We start from the raw sequence: 14,546 nt of genomic DNA on the forward strand, positions 1-14,546 counted from the left end.
ATGCATCCCTCGATCAGGGACATTTGGAGCGTTAAAATTGGAACGTTCAAAGCATTGACGAACCTTCGGCCGGGAAGCCACGCTTTCCAGGCCACCGGCACGAGTGGTCGATCCACCGGAATTCCATCCGCTTGATTTCGTGCCCCACGCGAAGGGTCGGTACGTCCGTGTTCCCCCACACGCTCCTCCGGAAAATCAGCACCGCCGTCATGGCGCTCGGTGTCGCCGCGTCCTCGCTCGCCATCGGTTCGGGCTCGGCCCGGGCGGCCGGGCCGGTCACGCGCGTCTCCTCCGAGGCGGCGGACAACGGCAACGCGATCGTCACCTTCACCAACAACGTCGACGGCGGGGTGTACACCTGCGAGGTCACGTCCCCCAACGGCCTCGGACACCCTCCCACCCAGCCCCACCAGCTCTCCTGGCGCTCGGTCGTCGTATGCGGCGTCGTCGTGCGCATGTACGGGGTCAGCGCCTCGTATGTGTGGGGCAGCGACCTCGCCTACTACCCGGGCAGCACGTACGACATCACCGGCACGATCGCCGAGACGGTCGGCAGGGTCAATGTGCCGCCGGGCGCGTGGGGGCTGAACAGCAACGTCATCATCTTCACCCCCGCCGGGTACACGGCCACCCCGGGCAGCGGCTGCGCGACCGTGGCCGCCGACCAGACCAAGTGCACCGCGACGGCCGGGCCGATTCTGGTGAGTTGAGCCCGAGGAGCCCGAGGAGCCCGAGGAGCGTTACGGCGGGGGCGGGGGCAGGGGTGGTGTCGCGGATACCGGTGCCACGCCCGGGCGCTACAGCTGGCGCAGGTGGTCGCGCAGCGTCCGGGCGGCCTGTGCCATGAGCGCGTCGGCGCCCGGCTGGGCGGTCGCGGGCACCAGGGATTCGGTGAGGACGGCGATGGCGAAGGCGCTGCCGTCGGCGTGCTCGACCACGCCGATCTCGTGGCGGAGGTTGAGGAGCGTGCCGGTCTTGGACGACCACGTGGTGGCGTCGGAGCTGAAGTCGGGGGCGAGCCGGTGGCGCAGCACGTTGTGCGACATGAGGCCGCGCACCCGGTCGGCCACGTCGGGATGGATGGTGGTCGGTGTCCACAGGGCCTGGAGCAGGTCGACGTAGGCGCGGGCGCTGCCGGAGTTGGCGCGGGCCACGTCGAGCTGCGGCAGGCGGTGGCCGTGGCCCTGGGTGCCGGCGTCTATGGCGAGCGCGTGGGCGAGATGCGCCTGGGCGGTGTCGAAGCGTTCCGCCGGGGTGTCGCTCAGTTCCCGCGTGTTGTGCCGTACGGAGATGCCGTGCAGGCCGAACTGGTCCAGGAGGCGCGCGACTTCGGCGGGCGGGGTGAGTTCGAACAACGCGTCGGCGGCCGTCCCGTCGCTCACGCAGGTGCTCAGATAGAGCAGGTCGTCGATCGCGATCCGGGCGGGGTGGCGGAACCGGCTCAGGCCGGTCGGCCCCGGCGTGGTGACCCGGCCGGGCCGTACGTCGAGCGCGGTCGCCCCGTCCAGTTCGCCGCGCCTGATGCGTTCCAGCGTCGCCAGGGCGAGAGGGATCTTGACCAGGGAAGCGGTGGGGAGCTGGGTGTCCGGCTCGATGCCCAGCTCCTGGCCGGTGCGCAGATCCCGGACGAGGAGGCAGCCGTACAGACCGCCGTCGAGCAGTTCCCGGCGCAGGGTGCGCAGCATCGCCTCGGTACTCATGCCGTCGCCCCGGTACTCATGCCCTCACCCCGGTACTCATGCCTTCGCCTCGTGCTCGGTGTCTCTGCTTCTGCCGCTGCTTCCGTCGCTGCTTCTGCGGATATACGTCGGGGACGCCACGTCCGTTCCCAGGCAGCGGGCGATCGCGTCGCCCAGCCGCGCCCGGACGCGCTCCGGGTCGCCGGTGGCGGCCGCCGCGAGGGCGAACCCCCGGCTGAGGGAGGTCTCGCCCAGGGGCCGCCAGTGCAGGTCGAGCTCCGCGGCCTGGGCCGGTGAGCACAGCAGCACGTCGTGCGAGCAGAGCACCTCCGCCGCGGCGGTCGTCAGGTCGGGGGCGACGGTGAGCTGGGCGGGCCGTAGCCCCACCGCGTCGCGCAGCCGGGTCAGCGGGTCACGGATGTGCGGTACGTCGTCCTCCGGCTGGATCCAGACGCGGCGGGCCGGGCCGGTGGCGGCGCGCCCCAGGCGCAGCGTCTCGACGTAGAAGCGGTTCACGCCGGGGTCGTCCGCGCCGGCCAGCCCGAGCGGGAGCGACCAGGCGGCGTCGCCGGGCGGTACGGCGAGCAGCGCGGCACGCACCTGCTGGGAGTGGAGCAGCTCGGCCCGCTCCGCCGGCGCCGCGACGCGCAGCTCCAGCATGACGCCGCGCTCGCGCCCGTCGGCGACGAGGCGGGCGAGGCCGGCCGTCGAGCAGGTGCCGGGCACCGCGAGCCGCCAGGGCTTGCGCCGGGCGGCTTCCGCCTCGTGCTGGAGCACCTCGGCCGCCCGTACGAGCGCTCGCGCCGCCGACAGCATGTCCCGGCCGAACGGCGTGAGGGTCGCCCGGCGGGAGGTGCGCTCGAAGAGTTGCTCCCCGAGGTGTTCCTCCAGTGCGGCGACGCGCCGGCTCGCCACCGGCTGGGACATCCGCGCGGCGGCGGCCCCGACGGTGAAACTGCCGCGCTCGCTCACGCTGACGAACGCCCGGCACGCTCCCACCAGATCCATGACCGCACTGTATGCGTTTCCGTCATGGAGGAGTGCGGAAGTGCATTGGACCGCATGGCCGCCGGAGGGTGAGGTGGGGGTGGCAACCGCGACCGTGTCCGGCTGGGCCCGGTCGCTCCCTTTCCCGTGCGCTTCGCGTGACGGGTCGGCCAGAAGGTCAGGTATTCATGTCTATGCCAGTCCAGTACACGCGTGCCCGCCGCGCCCTGTTCGGGGCGCTCGGCGCGCTGGTCCTCGTACCGCTCGCGGCCTGCGGGCAGGACGGTTCCGGCTCCGCCGCCGTCTCCGGGGCCGGGTCCGGAGCGGTGTCGTCCGCGCCGCTGTCCGCGCGGACGACGACCACGCAGACGGCCACTCAGCCGTATGCCGACGCCTTCAAGGGGCTTGAGAGCAAGTTCGACGCCCGGCTGGGGGTGTACGCGATCGACACCGCCACCGGTGAGGAGGTCGCCTACAACGATGGCGAGCGCTTCGCCTACGCGTCCACTTTCAAGGCGCTCCAAGCGGGTGCCGTGCTGCGGAAGCACGGCACCGGCGAGCTGGACAAGGTCGTCAGGTACGCGGAGAGCGACCTCGTCGCGAACTCTCCCGTGACCGAGAAGCACGTCGCGACCGGGATGAACCTGCGTGAACTCTGCGACGCGGCCGTCCGGTTCAGCGACAACACGGCTGCCAACCTGCTGTTCGACCAGATCGGCGGACCCAAGGGCCTCAACGCCGTGCTCAAGAAGATGGGTGACGACGTCACCCGGATGGAGCGCCGCGAGCCGGAGCTGAACGACTGGACCCCGGGCGACACACGGGACACCAGCACCCCGAAGGCGCTCGCCGCGGATCTGCGCGCCTTCGTACTCGGGGACGCGCTCGGCGCGGGGGAGCGCGCGCAGCTGACGAAGTGGCTGCGGACCAACACCACCGGGGACGAGCTGATCAGGGCCGGGATGCCCGAGGGCTGGGTGGTCGGCGACAAGACCGGAGCCGGCGGCACCTACGGCACCCGCAACGACATCGCCGTGGTCTGGCCGACCGACGGGGCTCCGCTGGTGATGGCGATCCTGTCGAACCGGACCGAGAAGGACGCCGAGTACGACAACAAGCTGATCGCGGAAGCGGCGGCCGTGGTCGCTGACACCTTGTCATAACACCGTTCCGGTGGGCCCGCAGGGTGGCGGGCGTCGGCCGGTCAAGGGGCTGTGGGGAAAACGCGGGGGCGCCGGTTGGACCGTACGAGTGGTGTTCATCCGAAGAACTGGGTACGGGCGGCGTCGCTCCCCCGATTCCCGAGGTGCGTCCACATCATGAGGAAGGTATGTAGATCGCGCAACCCGACAGCTCGACCGAGAACCGAACCGAAAGCGAGGGATCATGGCCGCCAACAAGGTCAAGAAACTGTGGACCGTCCTCATCACCGCCTTCTTCGCGATGCTCGCCTCCCTGGGGCTCACCGCCCCGGCCGCCGCCGCCGGCACCGCCGTGCGCCAGCCGGCCGACCAGCCCGTGCCGGCACCCGCCGCCGCGTCCCGCCACCACGCCGAGGCCGGTACGGCCAGAAGGGCGGTGGTGCCGAGGGCGCTGCCGCGTGACCGGTCGCTGCCGCCGACGATCAAGCAGCGCATCCGCGCCGAGGCACACGGTTCCTCACCGTCGGTCCGTCATCTGCCCGCCGTTCTGCCGAGCGAGACCGACGCCGCCGCGGCACGTGAGAACAGCTACGCGGCCGACGCGGCACTCGTCGCGGCATGAGGCGCCGGGAAACCCTCGGTCTCCCGGCGCCTGTCGAACCCGGCAGCCGCAGCAGCCACGACCGCAGCAGCCACGGCCGCAGCAGCCGCTCGTGCACCGGCCGCTCCCGTACCGGTCACTTCCGTACCAGCCGCTCCGGTCACTTCCGTACCGGCCGCACCGGTCGCTTCCGTACCAGCCACACCGGCCACTTCCGTACCAGCCGCTCCGCTCACTCCAGGGGCGCCGGCCACAGCCACCGTGATCAGCCGCGGTCGTCCCGGTCCCGCTCCGAAGCCTCGGCCTCGGCCTGCTTGGCCTCGACCTCGGGATCGAGCGGATCGGCCGCGTGGACCACGTGGCTGCCGTCCACGGACGTCAGGGAGCCCCGCTCCGCGACCTCGGTGGCGGCGGGCGGCTCGACCAGCCAGTCCGGATTGGCCTGCTTGTCCCACCACTTCCAGGCGGCGAAGGCGCCACCGGCCACCACACCGACGACGGCCAGCCCCTTGGCCAGCCGGCCGGCCCTGGCCCGCCGTTCGTGCTTCCTCACCAGCTTCTGGATCTCTTTCGGCGTGACCTGTCCGCGCAGTGCGGCCAGAGCCGCGGCGGAACGCGCCGCCGCCTGCTCGGCGACCGGCTGTGCCGTGGCCACCGCCTGCTCGACCCGGGGCACCGTGTAGTCGGCCGCCTGACGGGCGGCCTTGCGGGCCTGGTGCACCCCACGGTGAGCGGCTTCGTCGAACTTCGGGGGTACTCGGGGCGCCACATGGGCGCCGTACTGCTTACGTGCTTGCTTACGCGCCTGCTGCGCGGCCTTCGACACGGTCGGGGCGAGCTTCTCGCGTGCCTCGCGGGCGTATACAGCGGCCTGCTCCTTGGCCAGAGCGGCCTGTTCCTTGGCCGTACCGGCGTAAGGTGCCACCGCTTCCGCGGCGTGCTGCACGCTCTCCTTCGCCGAACCGGTAGCGGCGCGCACGCTGTCCATGCGGGTCACAGGATCATCCTCCTCGGTGGCGTTCTGTATTTTCGCCTATCCACCCTTTTCGAAATCATGCATGGCACGCACCGCTCCGGCATGCGCAACGCGCATCCGGGTCATGACCGCGGGTCATGATCGCGGGTCATGATCGCGGTCAAGGAGCGCGACGTGGGCGACGCCCCGCGCCGCCGCCGACGGCTGCCCTCTTTCCGTTGCGCCCGACCGTACGGTCCGCTTCGCGCCGTCCGCGGCATCTGTTCCCGGTCCGCGCCCCTTCCGTGCGAGGATCGTGAGGGTCAGCGACGACTTACGGAAGGCACATCGTGGCCGAGCAGCTTTACGCCACCCTCAAGACCAACCACGGCGACATCGAGATCCGGCTCCTGCCGAACCACGCGCCGAAGACGGTCAAGAACTTCGTCGAGCTCGCCCAGGGTGAGCGCGAGTGGGTCAACCCGGAGACCGGGCAGAAGACCCACGACCGGCTGTACGACGGCACCGTCTTCCACCGCGTCATCGGCGACTTCATGATCCAGGGCGGCGACCCGCTGGGCAACGGCACCGGCGGCCCGGGGTACAAGTTCGCGGACGAGTTCCACCCCGAGCTGGCCTTCACCAAGCCGTACCTGCTGGCCATGGCCAACGCGGGCCCGGGCACCAACGGCTCGCAGTTCTTCATCACCTTGGCGCCGACCGCCTGGCTCACCGGCAAGCACACCATCTTCGGTGAGGTCAGCAGCGAGGCCGGCAAGAAGATCGTGGACGCCATCGGCTCCACCCAGACCAACCCGCGCACCGACCGTCCGGTGCAGGACGTGGTGATCGAGTCGGTCGTCGTCGAGACCCGCTGACGCGGCACTGACACCCCACCGGCCGTAAGGTTCCCGGCTCCGGGAACCTTCCCGCCCCGCCCGTCCGTAGTGGTTACATACCGGATGGGCGGGGCGGTGCGCTGTGCCCGGCCGCGCACCGTTCGCCGTTACGAAGACCGAGGGGACCGATGGACCACCCGCCAGGCGGCCACGGAGGCCAGGACCAGCAGCCCGCCGTCGACCAGTCAGTGCCCGGCTGCTACCGGCACCCGGGCACGGAGACGGGCATAAGCTGCACGCGCTGCGAGCGCCCGATCTGTCCCGCGTGCATGATCAGTGCCTCCGTCGGGTTCCAGTGCCCCGACTGCGTCAGGGAGGGCTCCGGTACGGGACACGGGCCGACGGCCAACCAGCCGCGCACGCTCGCGGGCGGCACGATCGCGTCCGACCCCCGGCTGGTCACGAAGATACTGCTGGGCATCAACGCGGCGGTCTTCATCGCCGTCCTCGCGGTGGGCGACCGGCTCGTCGAGGATCTCGATCTCATCGGGCGTGTCCAGTACGCCATGTTCGAACCGCTGGCCGGCGTCGCCGAGGGCCAGTGGTACCGGCTGCTCACCGCGATGTTCCTGCACCAGGCGATGACGCACTTCGCCTTCAACATGCTCAGTCTGTGGTGGCTCGGCGGACCGCTGGAGGCGGCGCTGGGCCGCGCCCGCTATCTGGCGCTCTACCTGGTCTCCGGACTGGCGGGCAGCGGCCTGACCTATCTTCTCTCCGCGCCGAACCAGGCGTCGCTGGGCGCGTCCGGGGCGATCTTCGGGCTGCTCGGAGCCACCGCCGTACTGATGCGCCGGCTCAACTACGACATGCGGCCGGTCCTGATCCTGCTCGCGCTGAACCTGGTCTTCACCTTCACCTGGCCCGGTATCGCCTGGGAGGCGCATGTCGGCGGGCTGATCGGTGGCACGGTCGTCGCCGCCGCCATGGTGCACGCGCCGCGCGAGCGGCGGTCCCTGGTGCAGTACGGCGCCTGCGCTCTGGTGCTGCTCGCGACGGTGGTCGTGGTCGTGGCCAGGACCGCGTCGATCACCTGACGCCGCTCGCCAGGCCCCGCTCGTCCGCCCGCCGTCCGGCCGCGCCCCGCTCTCATGAGACGCACCCGCGTTTCCGGCACGCTCCGGGGCTCCTCGGGGCTCCCCAGGGCTCCCGAGGGGCTCTTTCCGGGCTCTCCGAATACCTCTGCGGGCGGGCGCGCGACGCGCGAACGAGCGAGACGGTGAAAAGTTGTCCACAGACTGTGGCGGATCTTGTGCATCCTGTGTGGATCGAGCGCGCCCCTTGTCCTCGGTGCCGGACTGGCCAGCAAGGACAAGGGGCGAGCGCGTCATCAGGATGGGCGACCCGGTCACACCGGCGTCAACATCCCGTGGAGTTATCCACAGATCGTCTGACCTTTTCCCCTGCCTGTGGATAACCGTGTGGACAAGTCAGGGGAGAGCTTGACGGTCCGGAAGCGGAACGGCTACTTCCACTGGGTGGAGACGCCGAACCCGGCGGCGATGAACCCGAACCCGACCACGATGTTCCAGTTCCCGAAGCTCTTGACCGGCAGATCGCCGTCCGTCACATAGAAGATGACGATCCAGGCCAGCCCGATCAGGAACAGCGCCAGCATGACCGGGGCCACCCAGCTCCTGTTGGTCAGCCTTATGGCGGTCGCCTGCTTCGCTGCCGGAGGCGGCGTGAAGTCGGCCTTCTTGCGGATACGTGACTTCGGCACGAGGGACTCTCCTGTCGATGCGCTGCGATACCGCGCAGGGAACGTGTCAAGGGCGGTGACCGAGGCGGAGAGCAGGGGGATCACCGCCGCCGTCGGGCGTCCGTTAGCGTAGTGCTTCCGCGGCGCCTTAAGGAGATAAGGGTACGTTGAGCAATTCCGCCGACTCGAACCCAGGGCCGGTCCTCCGGCAGGGCCGGCGGCCCGTGCGGCTGCTCACCGCCGCCGTCTTCGCGCTCGCCGGGCTGATCTTCGTGACCAGCTTCAATACCGCCAAAGGCACCAATATTCGTACGGATGCCTCGCTGCTCAAACTCTCCGATCTGATCCACGAGCGGGACCGGAAGAACGCGGAGCTGGGCGACTCCAACGCGGCCGTACGCAGCAGGATCGACGCCCTCGTCGCCCGCGACCACGGCTCGACCGGCGCCGAGGAAGCCCGGCTGCGGGCGCTGGAGACCTCCGCCGGCACCGAGCAGCTCACCGGTGAGGGCCTCACCGTCACGCTGGACGACGCCCCGCAGAACGCCACCGCCAACCCCGGCTACCCCGATCCGCAACCCAACGACCTGGTGATCCACCAGCAGGATCTCCAGGCCGTCGTCAACGCCCTGTGGCAGGGCGGCGCCGAGGGCATCCGCGTGATGGACCAGCGGCTGATCTCCACCAGCGCCGTGCGGTGCGTGGGCAACACGCTGATCCTCCAGGGCCGCGTCTACTCCCCGCCGTACAGGATCACCGCCGTCGGTGACCGGAGCAAGCTGCGCAAGGCGCTCGACGACTCCCCGGCGATCCAGAACTACCAGCTGTACGTCAAGGCGTACGGACTCGGCTGGAAGGTCGACGAGCTGGGCAAGGAGACGCTTCCCGGCTACTCCGGCACCGTCGATCTGCACTACGCGGAGCCCGCCGGATAGCGGCCGCCCCGCGCGACCCGTGCGGCGCCTGTGACGAAGAGCAAGTCCCGAACGTCCGTGCAGCTGTCCCATGCACCGCCCACGGCCCCGTGCGGGCCTTTAGTCTGGTGCGGTACCGCCGGGCGCGGTACCGAACGGAAGGGACAGCATGTACGGCTGGATCTGGCGGCATCTGCCGGGCAACGTATGGCTGCGGGCGGCGATCTCGCTCGTATTGGCGCTGGCTGTCGTCTATGTGCTGTTCCAGTACGTCTTCCCGTGGGCGGAGCCGCTGCTGCCGTTCAACGACGTGACGGTCGACGGAGCGGGGGCGGCCCGGTGAGCGCCCGCGTCCTCGTCGTGGACAACTACGACAGCTTCGTCTTCAACCTCGTCCAGTACCTCTACCAGCTCGGCGCCGAGTGCGAAGTGGTGCGCAACGACGAGGTGTCCACCGCGCACGCCGAGGACGGCTTCGACGGCGTGCTGCTCTCGCCGGGGCCCGGCACGCCCGAACAGGCCGGTATCTGCGTCGAGATGGTCCGCCACTGCGCCGCGATCGGCCTGCCCGTCTTCGGCGTCTGCCTCGGCATGCAGTCGATGGCCGTGGCCTACGGAGGCGTCGTCGGCCGCGCGCCCGAGCTGCTGCACGGCAAGACGTCCCCGGTCACCCACGAGGGCAAGGGCGTCTTCGCCGGGCTCCCCTCGCCGTTCACCGCGACCCGCTACCACTCGCTGGCCGCCGAGCCCGCGGAGCTGCCCGCCGAGCTGGAGGTCACCGCGCTCACGGCGGACGGCATCATCATGGGCCTGCGCCACCGTGAACTGCCCGTCGAGGGAGTGCAGTTCCACCCCGAGTCGGTCCTGACCGAGCACGGTCACCTGATGCTGGCCAACTGGCTCGCGCAGTGCGGTGATCCCGGCGCGGTGGCCCGCTCGACGGGCCTGGCGCCGGTGGTGGGCAAGGCGCTCGCGTGACCGCACTCCGCCCCGAGCACGACGCGGGTCACGGGGCGCCGTACGGACAGGGCGCGTACGACGACGACAGCGCGTTCGAGTCGGCGGTGGACGGGCTGGCCGACCCGCTGAACGATCCGCTTCCGGGCCAACACCCCCGGGAACGACCGCCGTTGGAGCAGCCGATGCCGCCGCGCCGACCGGGTCGGCACCGGGGGCCGCGGCAGGACGCGCCGCCGGGGGTCCCGCAGGGGCCGCCCGCGCACTCCGTACCCCCGGCGCACTCCGCACCCGCCGCCGGGCACGCCGCACCCCCGGCTCAGCCGCTGCCGCCGGCCGGGCCGATGCCGCCGGCGCGTCCCATGCCGGCGGGCGGCGCGGCGCTCCCCGTACCTCCGGCACAGCCCGGCCGGCCCGGGGAGCACTACGCGCGGTACGAGGCGGACGCGGAGGCCACCCGGACCTTCCCGCCGCCCGCCGCCGCGTCCGGCCCCCGTACCGCACCGCCCCCGCCGTCCCCCGCGCCCGCTCAGGGCCCCGGGAGCGGCCCGGGGCCGCAGGACGGGTGGTCCGGCGGCCCGTCGGCTCGCGGGGCCGGAGAGACGGCCCCGCTGCCCGTCGTGGAGCTGCCCGACCAGGGCGGCCCGGCGGCGCCCGAGGCGGGCACCCCCGCGCCCGGGGGCCGGGCCGAGCGCCGCAAGGCCGCCAAGGGCGGTGGCCGGGGCCGCAGACGTACGGACGGACCGCCGCCCGGAGAACGGGCCGGCTCCGCTGCCGGGACAGGAGAGCGGGCCGGAGCGGCAGCCGGGACAGGAGCGGCAGCCGGCGGCGAGCCGGGCGCCTCCGCCATGTCGGCCGCCCGCATTTCGCGGCCGCTCTCGCGCATGGAGGCGCGGCGCGCCGCGCGCGCCCTCAAGGAGAGCCCCGCCGTCATCATCAGCCGGGCGGTCGGCGAACTGTTCATCACCTTCGGCGTGCTGATGCTGCTGTTCGTCACGTACCAGCTCTGGTGGACCAACGTCCGGGCCGATCTGTACGCGGGCAAGGAGACCAGCAAGATCCAGGACAGCTTCTCCAAGGGCCGTAAACCCGGCGCGTTCGAACCCGGTCAGGGCTTCGCCATCATGCACATCCCCAAGCTGGACGTGGTCGTTCCGATCGCGGAGGGCATCAGCAAGGCGAAGGTCCTCGACCACGGCATGGTCGGCCACTACGCCGAGGGCACTCTCAAGACGGCGATGCCGGCCGACAAGCAGGGCAACTTCGCGGTGGCCGGTCACCGCAACACCCACGGTGAGCCCTTCCGCTACATCAACCAGCTGAAGCCGGGCGACAAGATCATCGTCGAGACGCAGGACGCGTACTACACATACGACATGGCGAGCATCCTGCCGCAGACCCCGCCGTCGAACGTGAGTGTCATCCAGCCCGTGCCCCAGGGGTCGGGTTTCACGAAGCCCGGCCGGTACATCACGCTGACGACCTGTACCCCGGAATTCACCAGTACGTACCGCATGATCGTGTGGGGCAAGATGGTGGACGAACGGCCGCGCGCCGAGGGCAAGCCGGACGCTCTCGTCCGCTGACGGCGCCCGCGGGGGCCGGCCGGAACTCACGACAGGGACGGGGACGGGTGCGGTGGCAGCGAGTACCGAGCACGACGAACAGGCCGACGCACCGCCACCGCCCTCCTCGCCGCGGGACCCGGCACGGGCCCCCGGCGCCCGCCGCCCCCGGCGGCGGGTCGCCGCCGCGGTCAGCGTCTTCGGTGAACTGCTCATCACCGCGGGCGTGGTGCTGGGACTCTTCGTCGTCTACTCGCTGTGGTGGACGAACGTCCTGGCCGACCGCGAGGCGGCCAAGCAGGGCGACGACGTACGCAACGGCTGGGCCCAGGCGGAGAAGGGCACCGGGGGTACCGGCGGGGGCCCCAGGACCTTCGACTCGGCGGACGGCATCGGCTTCCTGCACGTCCCGGCGCTGGGCGGCAGCGAGATCCTGGTCAAGAAGGGCACCAGCACCTCGCTGCTGAACGACGGGGTCGCCGGCTACTACACGGAACCGGTCAAGTCCGCCCTCCCCTGGGACAAGAAGGGCAACTTCACGCTGGCCGCGCACCGCGACGGCCACGGCGCGCGGTTCCACAACATCCACAAGATCAGGACGGGCGACTACGTCGTCTTCGAGACCCGCGACACCTGGTACGTCTACAAGGTCTACAAGGAGCTTCCGAAGACCTCGAAGTACAACGTGGACGTGCTGGCGGCGGTGCCGGAGGAGTCGGGGAAGACCGAGCCGGGGCGCTATCTGACCCTGACGACCTGCACGCCGGTCTACACCTCGGATTTCCGCTACATCGTCTGGGCCGAGCTGGACCGCACGCAGAAGGTCGACAAGCAGCGCACGCTGCCGCCGGAGCTGCGCTGAGGCTCTCGCGACACGCCCCGGGCCGCCGGGCACACGGGCACACGGAAGGACGGAAGAAGCCCCGTCCCCCACCGCGCACGGTGGGGGACGGGGCTTCTCGCCTGCCGCCTACGGTCCGGGCGTCAGCCCAATCCGCCGATGAAGCCGGAGTTGTTGCCCCCGTTGCCGTTGCCGTTGTTGCCGCCGTTGCCGTTCTGGTTGCCGAGGACGGACAGGGTGACGGTGTCGCCCTTGTTCAGCTCGGTGCCGCCGCCGGGGTCGGTGTCCAGGACGCGGGCGTCGTCGGAGGTGTTCTCCGGCACGGAGACCTGGAGGCCGAGCCCTTCGAGGATGCCGCGTGCCGCTCCGACCGTATTGAACTTGATCCCGTCCTTGGGGATCGTCACCTTCTCGGCCTCCGGCTCCTTCGGGCCGTTGGAGATCTCCAGCGAGACCTGACTGCCCTTGTCGGCCTTCGTGTTGCCCGAGGGGCTCTGCTTGACGACGGTGCCCGCCGGCTCGTCGGAGTCGACCTGGGTCTGCGTGACCGTGAATTCGAAGGCGGTCAGCCGGGTCTGGGCGTCGGCCAGCGCGTTGCCGGTCACGTCGGGGACCGTGACCTTCGCCTGCTTGGCGATCGTCAGGGTGACGGTGGAGCCCTTCTCGACCTCCGCGCCGCTGGCGGGGTCCTGGCTGAGCACCGTCCCCGGAGTGGCGCTGTCCGACTCCTCCTCCTTGGTCTCGACCCGGAAGTTCTCGCCCTCCAGGACGTCCGTGGCGCTCTCCTTCTGCTTCTCGGTGACATCCGGCACCTTGACCTGCGGCGCGCCCTCCGAGACGACCACCTGGACGGTCTCGCCCTCGGCCAGCTTGCCGCTGTCCGGGGTCTGACTACAGATGGAGCCCTTGGGCACGTCGCAGCGCTTGGAGTCGGTCTGTTCGAGCTTCAGATGAGAGTTCTCGGTCTGGGTCTGCGCCTCTTCCAGGGTCTTGCCGACGAGCTGTGGCACCTCCACCTGAAGGGGGGCGTCGCTGCCTCCGAAGACGGACTTGCCGATGAGGATGGCGCCGATCAGCACCAGGACGCCGGCGACCGCGAGCAGAACGGTGGAGGTGCTGGTCTTCTTCTTCTGGTTGCCGCGCCGCCGGCCCTGCCGGTCGTCGTAGCCGTCGTAACCGCCGTCGTCCGGGTTGACCGGCGGGAGCATCGACGTCGGGGCGCCCGCGCCGCCCTGGTGCATGGCCGCCGTGGGCTGGTCGTGCTGGCCGCCGTAACCGCCGTATCCCACCGCGCCCATGGCGGCGGTGGCGGCGACGGGCTGGCCGTCGAGGCACGCCTCGATGTCGGCCCGCATCTCGTCGGCGGACTGGTAGCGGTAGTCGGGGTCCTTGACCAGCGCCTTGAGGACGATCGCGTCCATCTCGGGCGTGATCTCGGGGTCGAAGACGCTGGGCGTCTGCGGTTCCTCCCGCACGTGCTGGTACGCGACCGCGACCGGGGAGTCCCCGATGAAGGGCGGCCGGACCGTCAGCAGCTCGTAGAGCAGGCAGCCGGTGGAGTACAGGTCGGAACGCGCGTCGACCTGCTCGCCCTTGGCCTGCTCGGGGGAGAGGTACTGGGCGGTGCCGATGACGGCGGAGGTCTGCGTCATCGTCATGCCGGAGTCGCCCATCGCACGGGCGATGCCGAAGTCCATGACCTTGACCTGGCCGGTGCGCGTCAGCATGACGTTGGCCGGCTTGATGTCACGGTGGACGATGCCGTTGCGGTGCGAGTACTCCAGCGCCTGGAGGATGCCGACCGTCATCTCCAGCGTGCGCTCGGGCAGCAGCCTGCGCCCGGAGTGCAGCAGCTCGCGGAGGGTCGAGCCGTCGACGTGCTCCATCACGATGTACGGGAGGGAGACCCCGTCGACGTAGTCCTCGCCGGTGTCGTAGACCGCGACGATCGCCGGGTGGTTCAGGGAGGCCGCCGACTGCGCCTCTCTGCGGAACCGCGCCTGGAACGACGGGTCGCGGGCGAGGTCGGCCCGCAGGGTCTTCACGGCGACGGAGCGGCCGAGCCGGGTGTCATGGGCGAGGTAGACCTCCGCCATGCCACCACGGCCGAGCACCGAGCCCAGCTCGTACCGGCCGCCGAGGCGACGCGCCTCTTCCATAACTGTTCCAGCCCTCTCCGTCAGTCCCGACCGCACCGGTGTGTGGTCCGGCGGTGTGCTGTTCGCGCCTACGCTACCGGGCAGGCCGCAGGCGGTCGGCCCGTAACGGTCACCTGATATAGGACCGGTATCGCAATGTGCAGGT

Annotated in this window: 15 protein-coding genes; 10 read left to right on the plus strand and 5 right to left on the minus strand. The window is 70.8% G+C overall.

The window, feature by feature from the left end:
* Nucleotides 1-209: 209 nt before the first annotated feature.
* Entirely contained in the window at nucleotides 210-710 is a 501-nt protein-coding gene (locus ACFY6S_RS22920; protein WP_388824503.1) for a hypothetical protein, read from the plus strand.
* A gap of 87 nt (nucleotides 711-797) precedes the next feature.
* Here ACFY6S_RS22920 and ACFY6S_RS22925 read toward each other — a convergent pair whose 3' ends face one another.
* Together ACFY6S_RS22925 and ACFY6S_RS22930 are read right to left on the minus strand one after the other, a co-directional pair.
* A complete protein-coding gene (locus ACFY6S_RS22925; RefSeq protein WP_388824506.1) occupies nucleotides 798-1,700 on the minus strand; it encodes a serine hydrolase in 903 nt (300 codons plus the stop codon).
* A gap of 36 nt (nucleotides 1,701-1,736) precedes the next feature.
* Nucleotides 1,737-2,687 (minus strand): LysR family transcriptional regulator, encoded by a 951-nt coding sequence (locus ACFY6S_RS22930; RefSeq protein WP_388824509.1) that lies wholly within the window; start codon nucleotides 2,685-2,687, stop codon nucleotides 1,737-1,739.
* 173 nt (nucleotides 2,688-2,860) lie between these two features.
* Between ACFY6S_RS22930 and bla the strand changes: the two genes are divergently transcribed.
* Together bla and ACFY6S_RS22940 are read left to right on the plus strand one after the other, a co-directional pair.
* Nucleotides 2,861-3,829, plus strand: coding sequence for a class A beta-lactamase (gene bla / locus ACFY6S_RS22935; RefSeq protein ID WP_388824871.1), 969 nt, complete (start codon nucleotides 2,861-2,863; stop codon nucleotides 3,827-3,829).
* A gap of 223 nt (nucleotides 3,830-4,052) precedes the next feature.
* Nucleotides 4,053-4,430, plus strand: a complete 378-nt coding sequence (locus ACFY6S_RS22940) for a DUF6344 domain-containing protein (protein WP_388824512.1) — start codon at nucleotides 4,053-4,055, stop codon at nucleotides 4,428-4,430.
* Between the two features lie 244 nt (nucleotides 4,431-4,674).
* On the opposite strand, the gene ACFY6S_RS22945 is transcribed toward ACFY6S_RS22940, so the two are convergent.
* A complete protein-coding gene (locus tag ACFY6S_RS22945; protein WP_388824515.1) occupies nucleotides 4,675-5,406 on the minus strand; it encodes a DUF5324 family protein in 732 nt (243 codons plus the stop codon).
* A gap of 308 nt (nucleotides 5,407-5,714) precedes the next feature.
* Between ACFY6S_RS22945 and ACFY6S_RS22950 the strand changes: the two genes are divergently transcribed.
* Together ACFY6S_RS22950 and ACFY6S_RS22955 are read left to right on the plus strand one after the other, a co-directional pair.
* Nucleotides 5,715-6,242: a peptidylprolyl isomerase gene (locus ACFY6S_RS22950; protein WP_388824518.1), complete on the plus strand. Its 528-nt coding sequence runs from the start codon at nucleotides 5,715-5,717 to the stop codon at nucleotides 6,240-6,242.
* 149 nt (nucleotides 6,243-6,391) lie between these two features.
* The gene (locus ACFY6S_RS22955) at nucleotides 6,392-7,300 is read left to right on the plus strand and encodes a rhomboid family intramembrane serine protease (RefSeq protein ID WP_388824521.1); all 909 of its coding nucleotides are present in this window, start codon (nucleotides 6,392-6,394) and stop codon (nucleotides 7,298-7,300) included.
* 428 nt (nucleotides 7,301-7,728) lie between these two features.
* Here ACFY6S_RS22955 and crgA read toward each other — a convergent pair whose 3' ends face one another.
* Entirely contained in the window at nucleotides 7,729-7,986 is a 258-nt protein-coding gene (crgA, locus tag ACFY6S_RS22960) for a cell division protein CrgA (protein ID WP_365387969.1), read from the minus strand.
* A 146-nt stretch (nucleotides 7,987-8,132) separates the two neighbouring features.
* Between crgA and ACFY6S_RS22965 the strand changes: the two genes are divergently transcribed.
* From ACFY6S_RS22965 to ACFY6S_RS22985, 5 genes are all read left to right on the plus strand, one after another.
* Nucleotides 8,133-8,900, plus strand: a complete 768-nt coding sequence (locus tag ACFY6S_RS22965; RefSeq protein ID WP_388824524.1) for a DUF881 domain-containing protein — start codon at nucleotides 8,133-8,135, stop codon at nucleotides 8,898-8,900.
* 148 nt (nucleotides 8,901-9,048) lie between these two features.
* A complete protein-coding gene (locus ACFY6S_RS22970) occupies nucleotides 9,049-9,222 on the plus strand; it encodes a hypothetical protein (RefSeq protein ID WP_388824527.1) in 174 nt (57 codons plus the stop codon).
* The gene (locus ACFY6S_RS22975; RefSeq protein WP_388824530.1) at nucleotides 9,219-9,857 is read left to right on the plus strand and encodes an aminodeoxychorismate/anthranilate synthase component II; all 639 of its coding nucleotides are present in this window, start codon (nucleotides 9,219-9,221) and stop codon (nucleotides 9,855-9,857) included. The genes ACFY6S_RS22970 and ACFY6S_RS22975 overlap by 4 nt, the downstream gene beginning before the upstream one ends.
* A complete protein-coding gene (locus ACFY6S_RS22980) occupies nucleotides 9,854-11,422 on the plus strand; it encodes a class E sortase (RefSeq protein WP_388824533.1) in 1,569 nt (522 codons plus the stop codon). Before ACFY6S_RS22975 ends, ACFY6S_RS22980 begins: the two co-directional genes overlap by 4 nt.
* 52 nt (nucleotides 11,423-11,474) lie before the next feature.
* Nucleotides 11,475-12,263 (plus strand): class E sortase, encoded by a 789-nt coding sequence (locus ACFY6S_RS22985; RefSeq protein ID WP_388824536.1) that lies wholly within the window; start codon nucleotides 11,475-11,477, stop codon nucleotides 12,261-12,263.
* A gap of 122 nt (nucleotides 12,264-12,385) precedes the next feature.
* On the opposite strand, the gene pknB is transcribed toward ACFY6S_RS22985, so the two are convergent.
* Complete coding sequence (gene pknB, locus ACFY6S_RS22990) at nucleotides 12,386-14,401, minus strand: Stk1 family PASTA domain-containing Ser/Thr kinase (protein ID WP_388824539.1); 2,016 nt, start codon at nucleotides 14,399-14,401, stop codon at nucleotides 12,386-12,388.
* Between the last annotated feature and the right edge of the window lie 145 nt (nucleotides 14,402-14,546).

Source organism: Streptomyces sp. NPDC012835 (assembly GCF_042900885.1).
Taxonomy (GTDB): domain Bacteria; phylum Actinomycetota; class Actinomycetes; order Streptomycetales; family Streptomycetaceae; genus Streptomyces.

Excerpts from the sequence above, each read along its gene's own strand:
- ACFY6S_RS22920 (WP_388824503.1), top strand. The coding sequence starts at position 210 with ATGGCGCTCGGTGTCGCCGCGTCCTCGCTCGCCATCGGTTCGGGCTCG.
- ACFY6S_RS22925 (WP_388824506.1), bottom strand. The coding sequence starts at position 1,700 with ATGAGTACCGAGGCGATGCTGCGCACCCTGCGCCGGGAACTGCTCGAC.
- ACFY6S_RS22930 (WP_388824509.1), bottom strand. The coding sequence starts at position 2,687 with ATGGATCTGGTGGGAGCGTGCCGGGCGTTCGTCAGCGTGAGCGAGCGC.
- bla (WP_388824871.1), top strand. The coding sequence starts at position 2,861 with ATGCCAGTCCAGTACACGCGTGCCCGCCGCGCCCTGTTCGGGGCGCTC.
- ACFY6S_RS22940 (WP_388824512.1), top strand. The coding sequence starts at position 4,053 with ATGGCCGCCAACAAGGTCAAGAAACTGTGGACCGTCCTCATCACCGCC.
- ACFY6S_RS22955 (WP_388824521.1), top strand. The coding sequence starts at position 6,392 with ATGGACCACCCGCCAGGCGGCCACGGAGGCCAGGACCAGCAGCCCGCC.
- ACFY6S_RS22970 (WP_388824527.1), top strand. The coding sequence starts at position 9,049 with ATGTACGGCTGGATCTGGCGGCATCTGCCGGGCAACGTATGGCTGCGG.
- pknB (WP_388824539.1), bottom strand. The coding sequence starts at position 14,401 with ATGGAAGAGGCGCGTCGCCTCGGCGGCCGGTACGAGCTGGGCTCGGTG.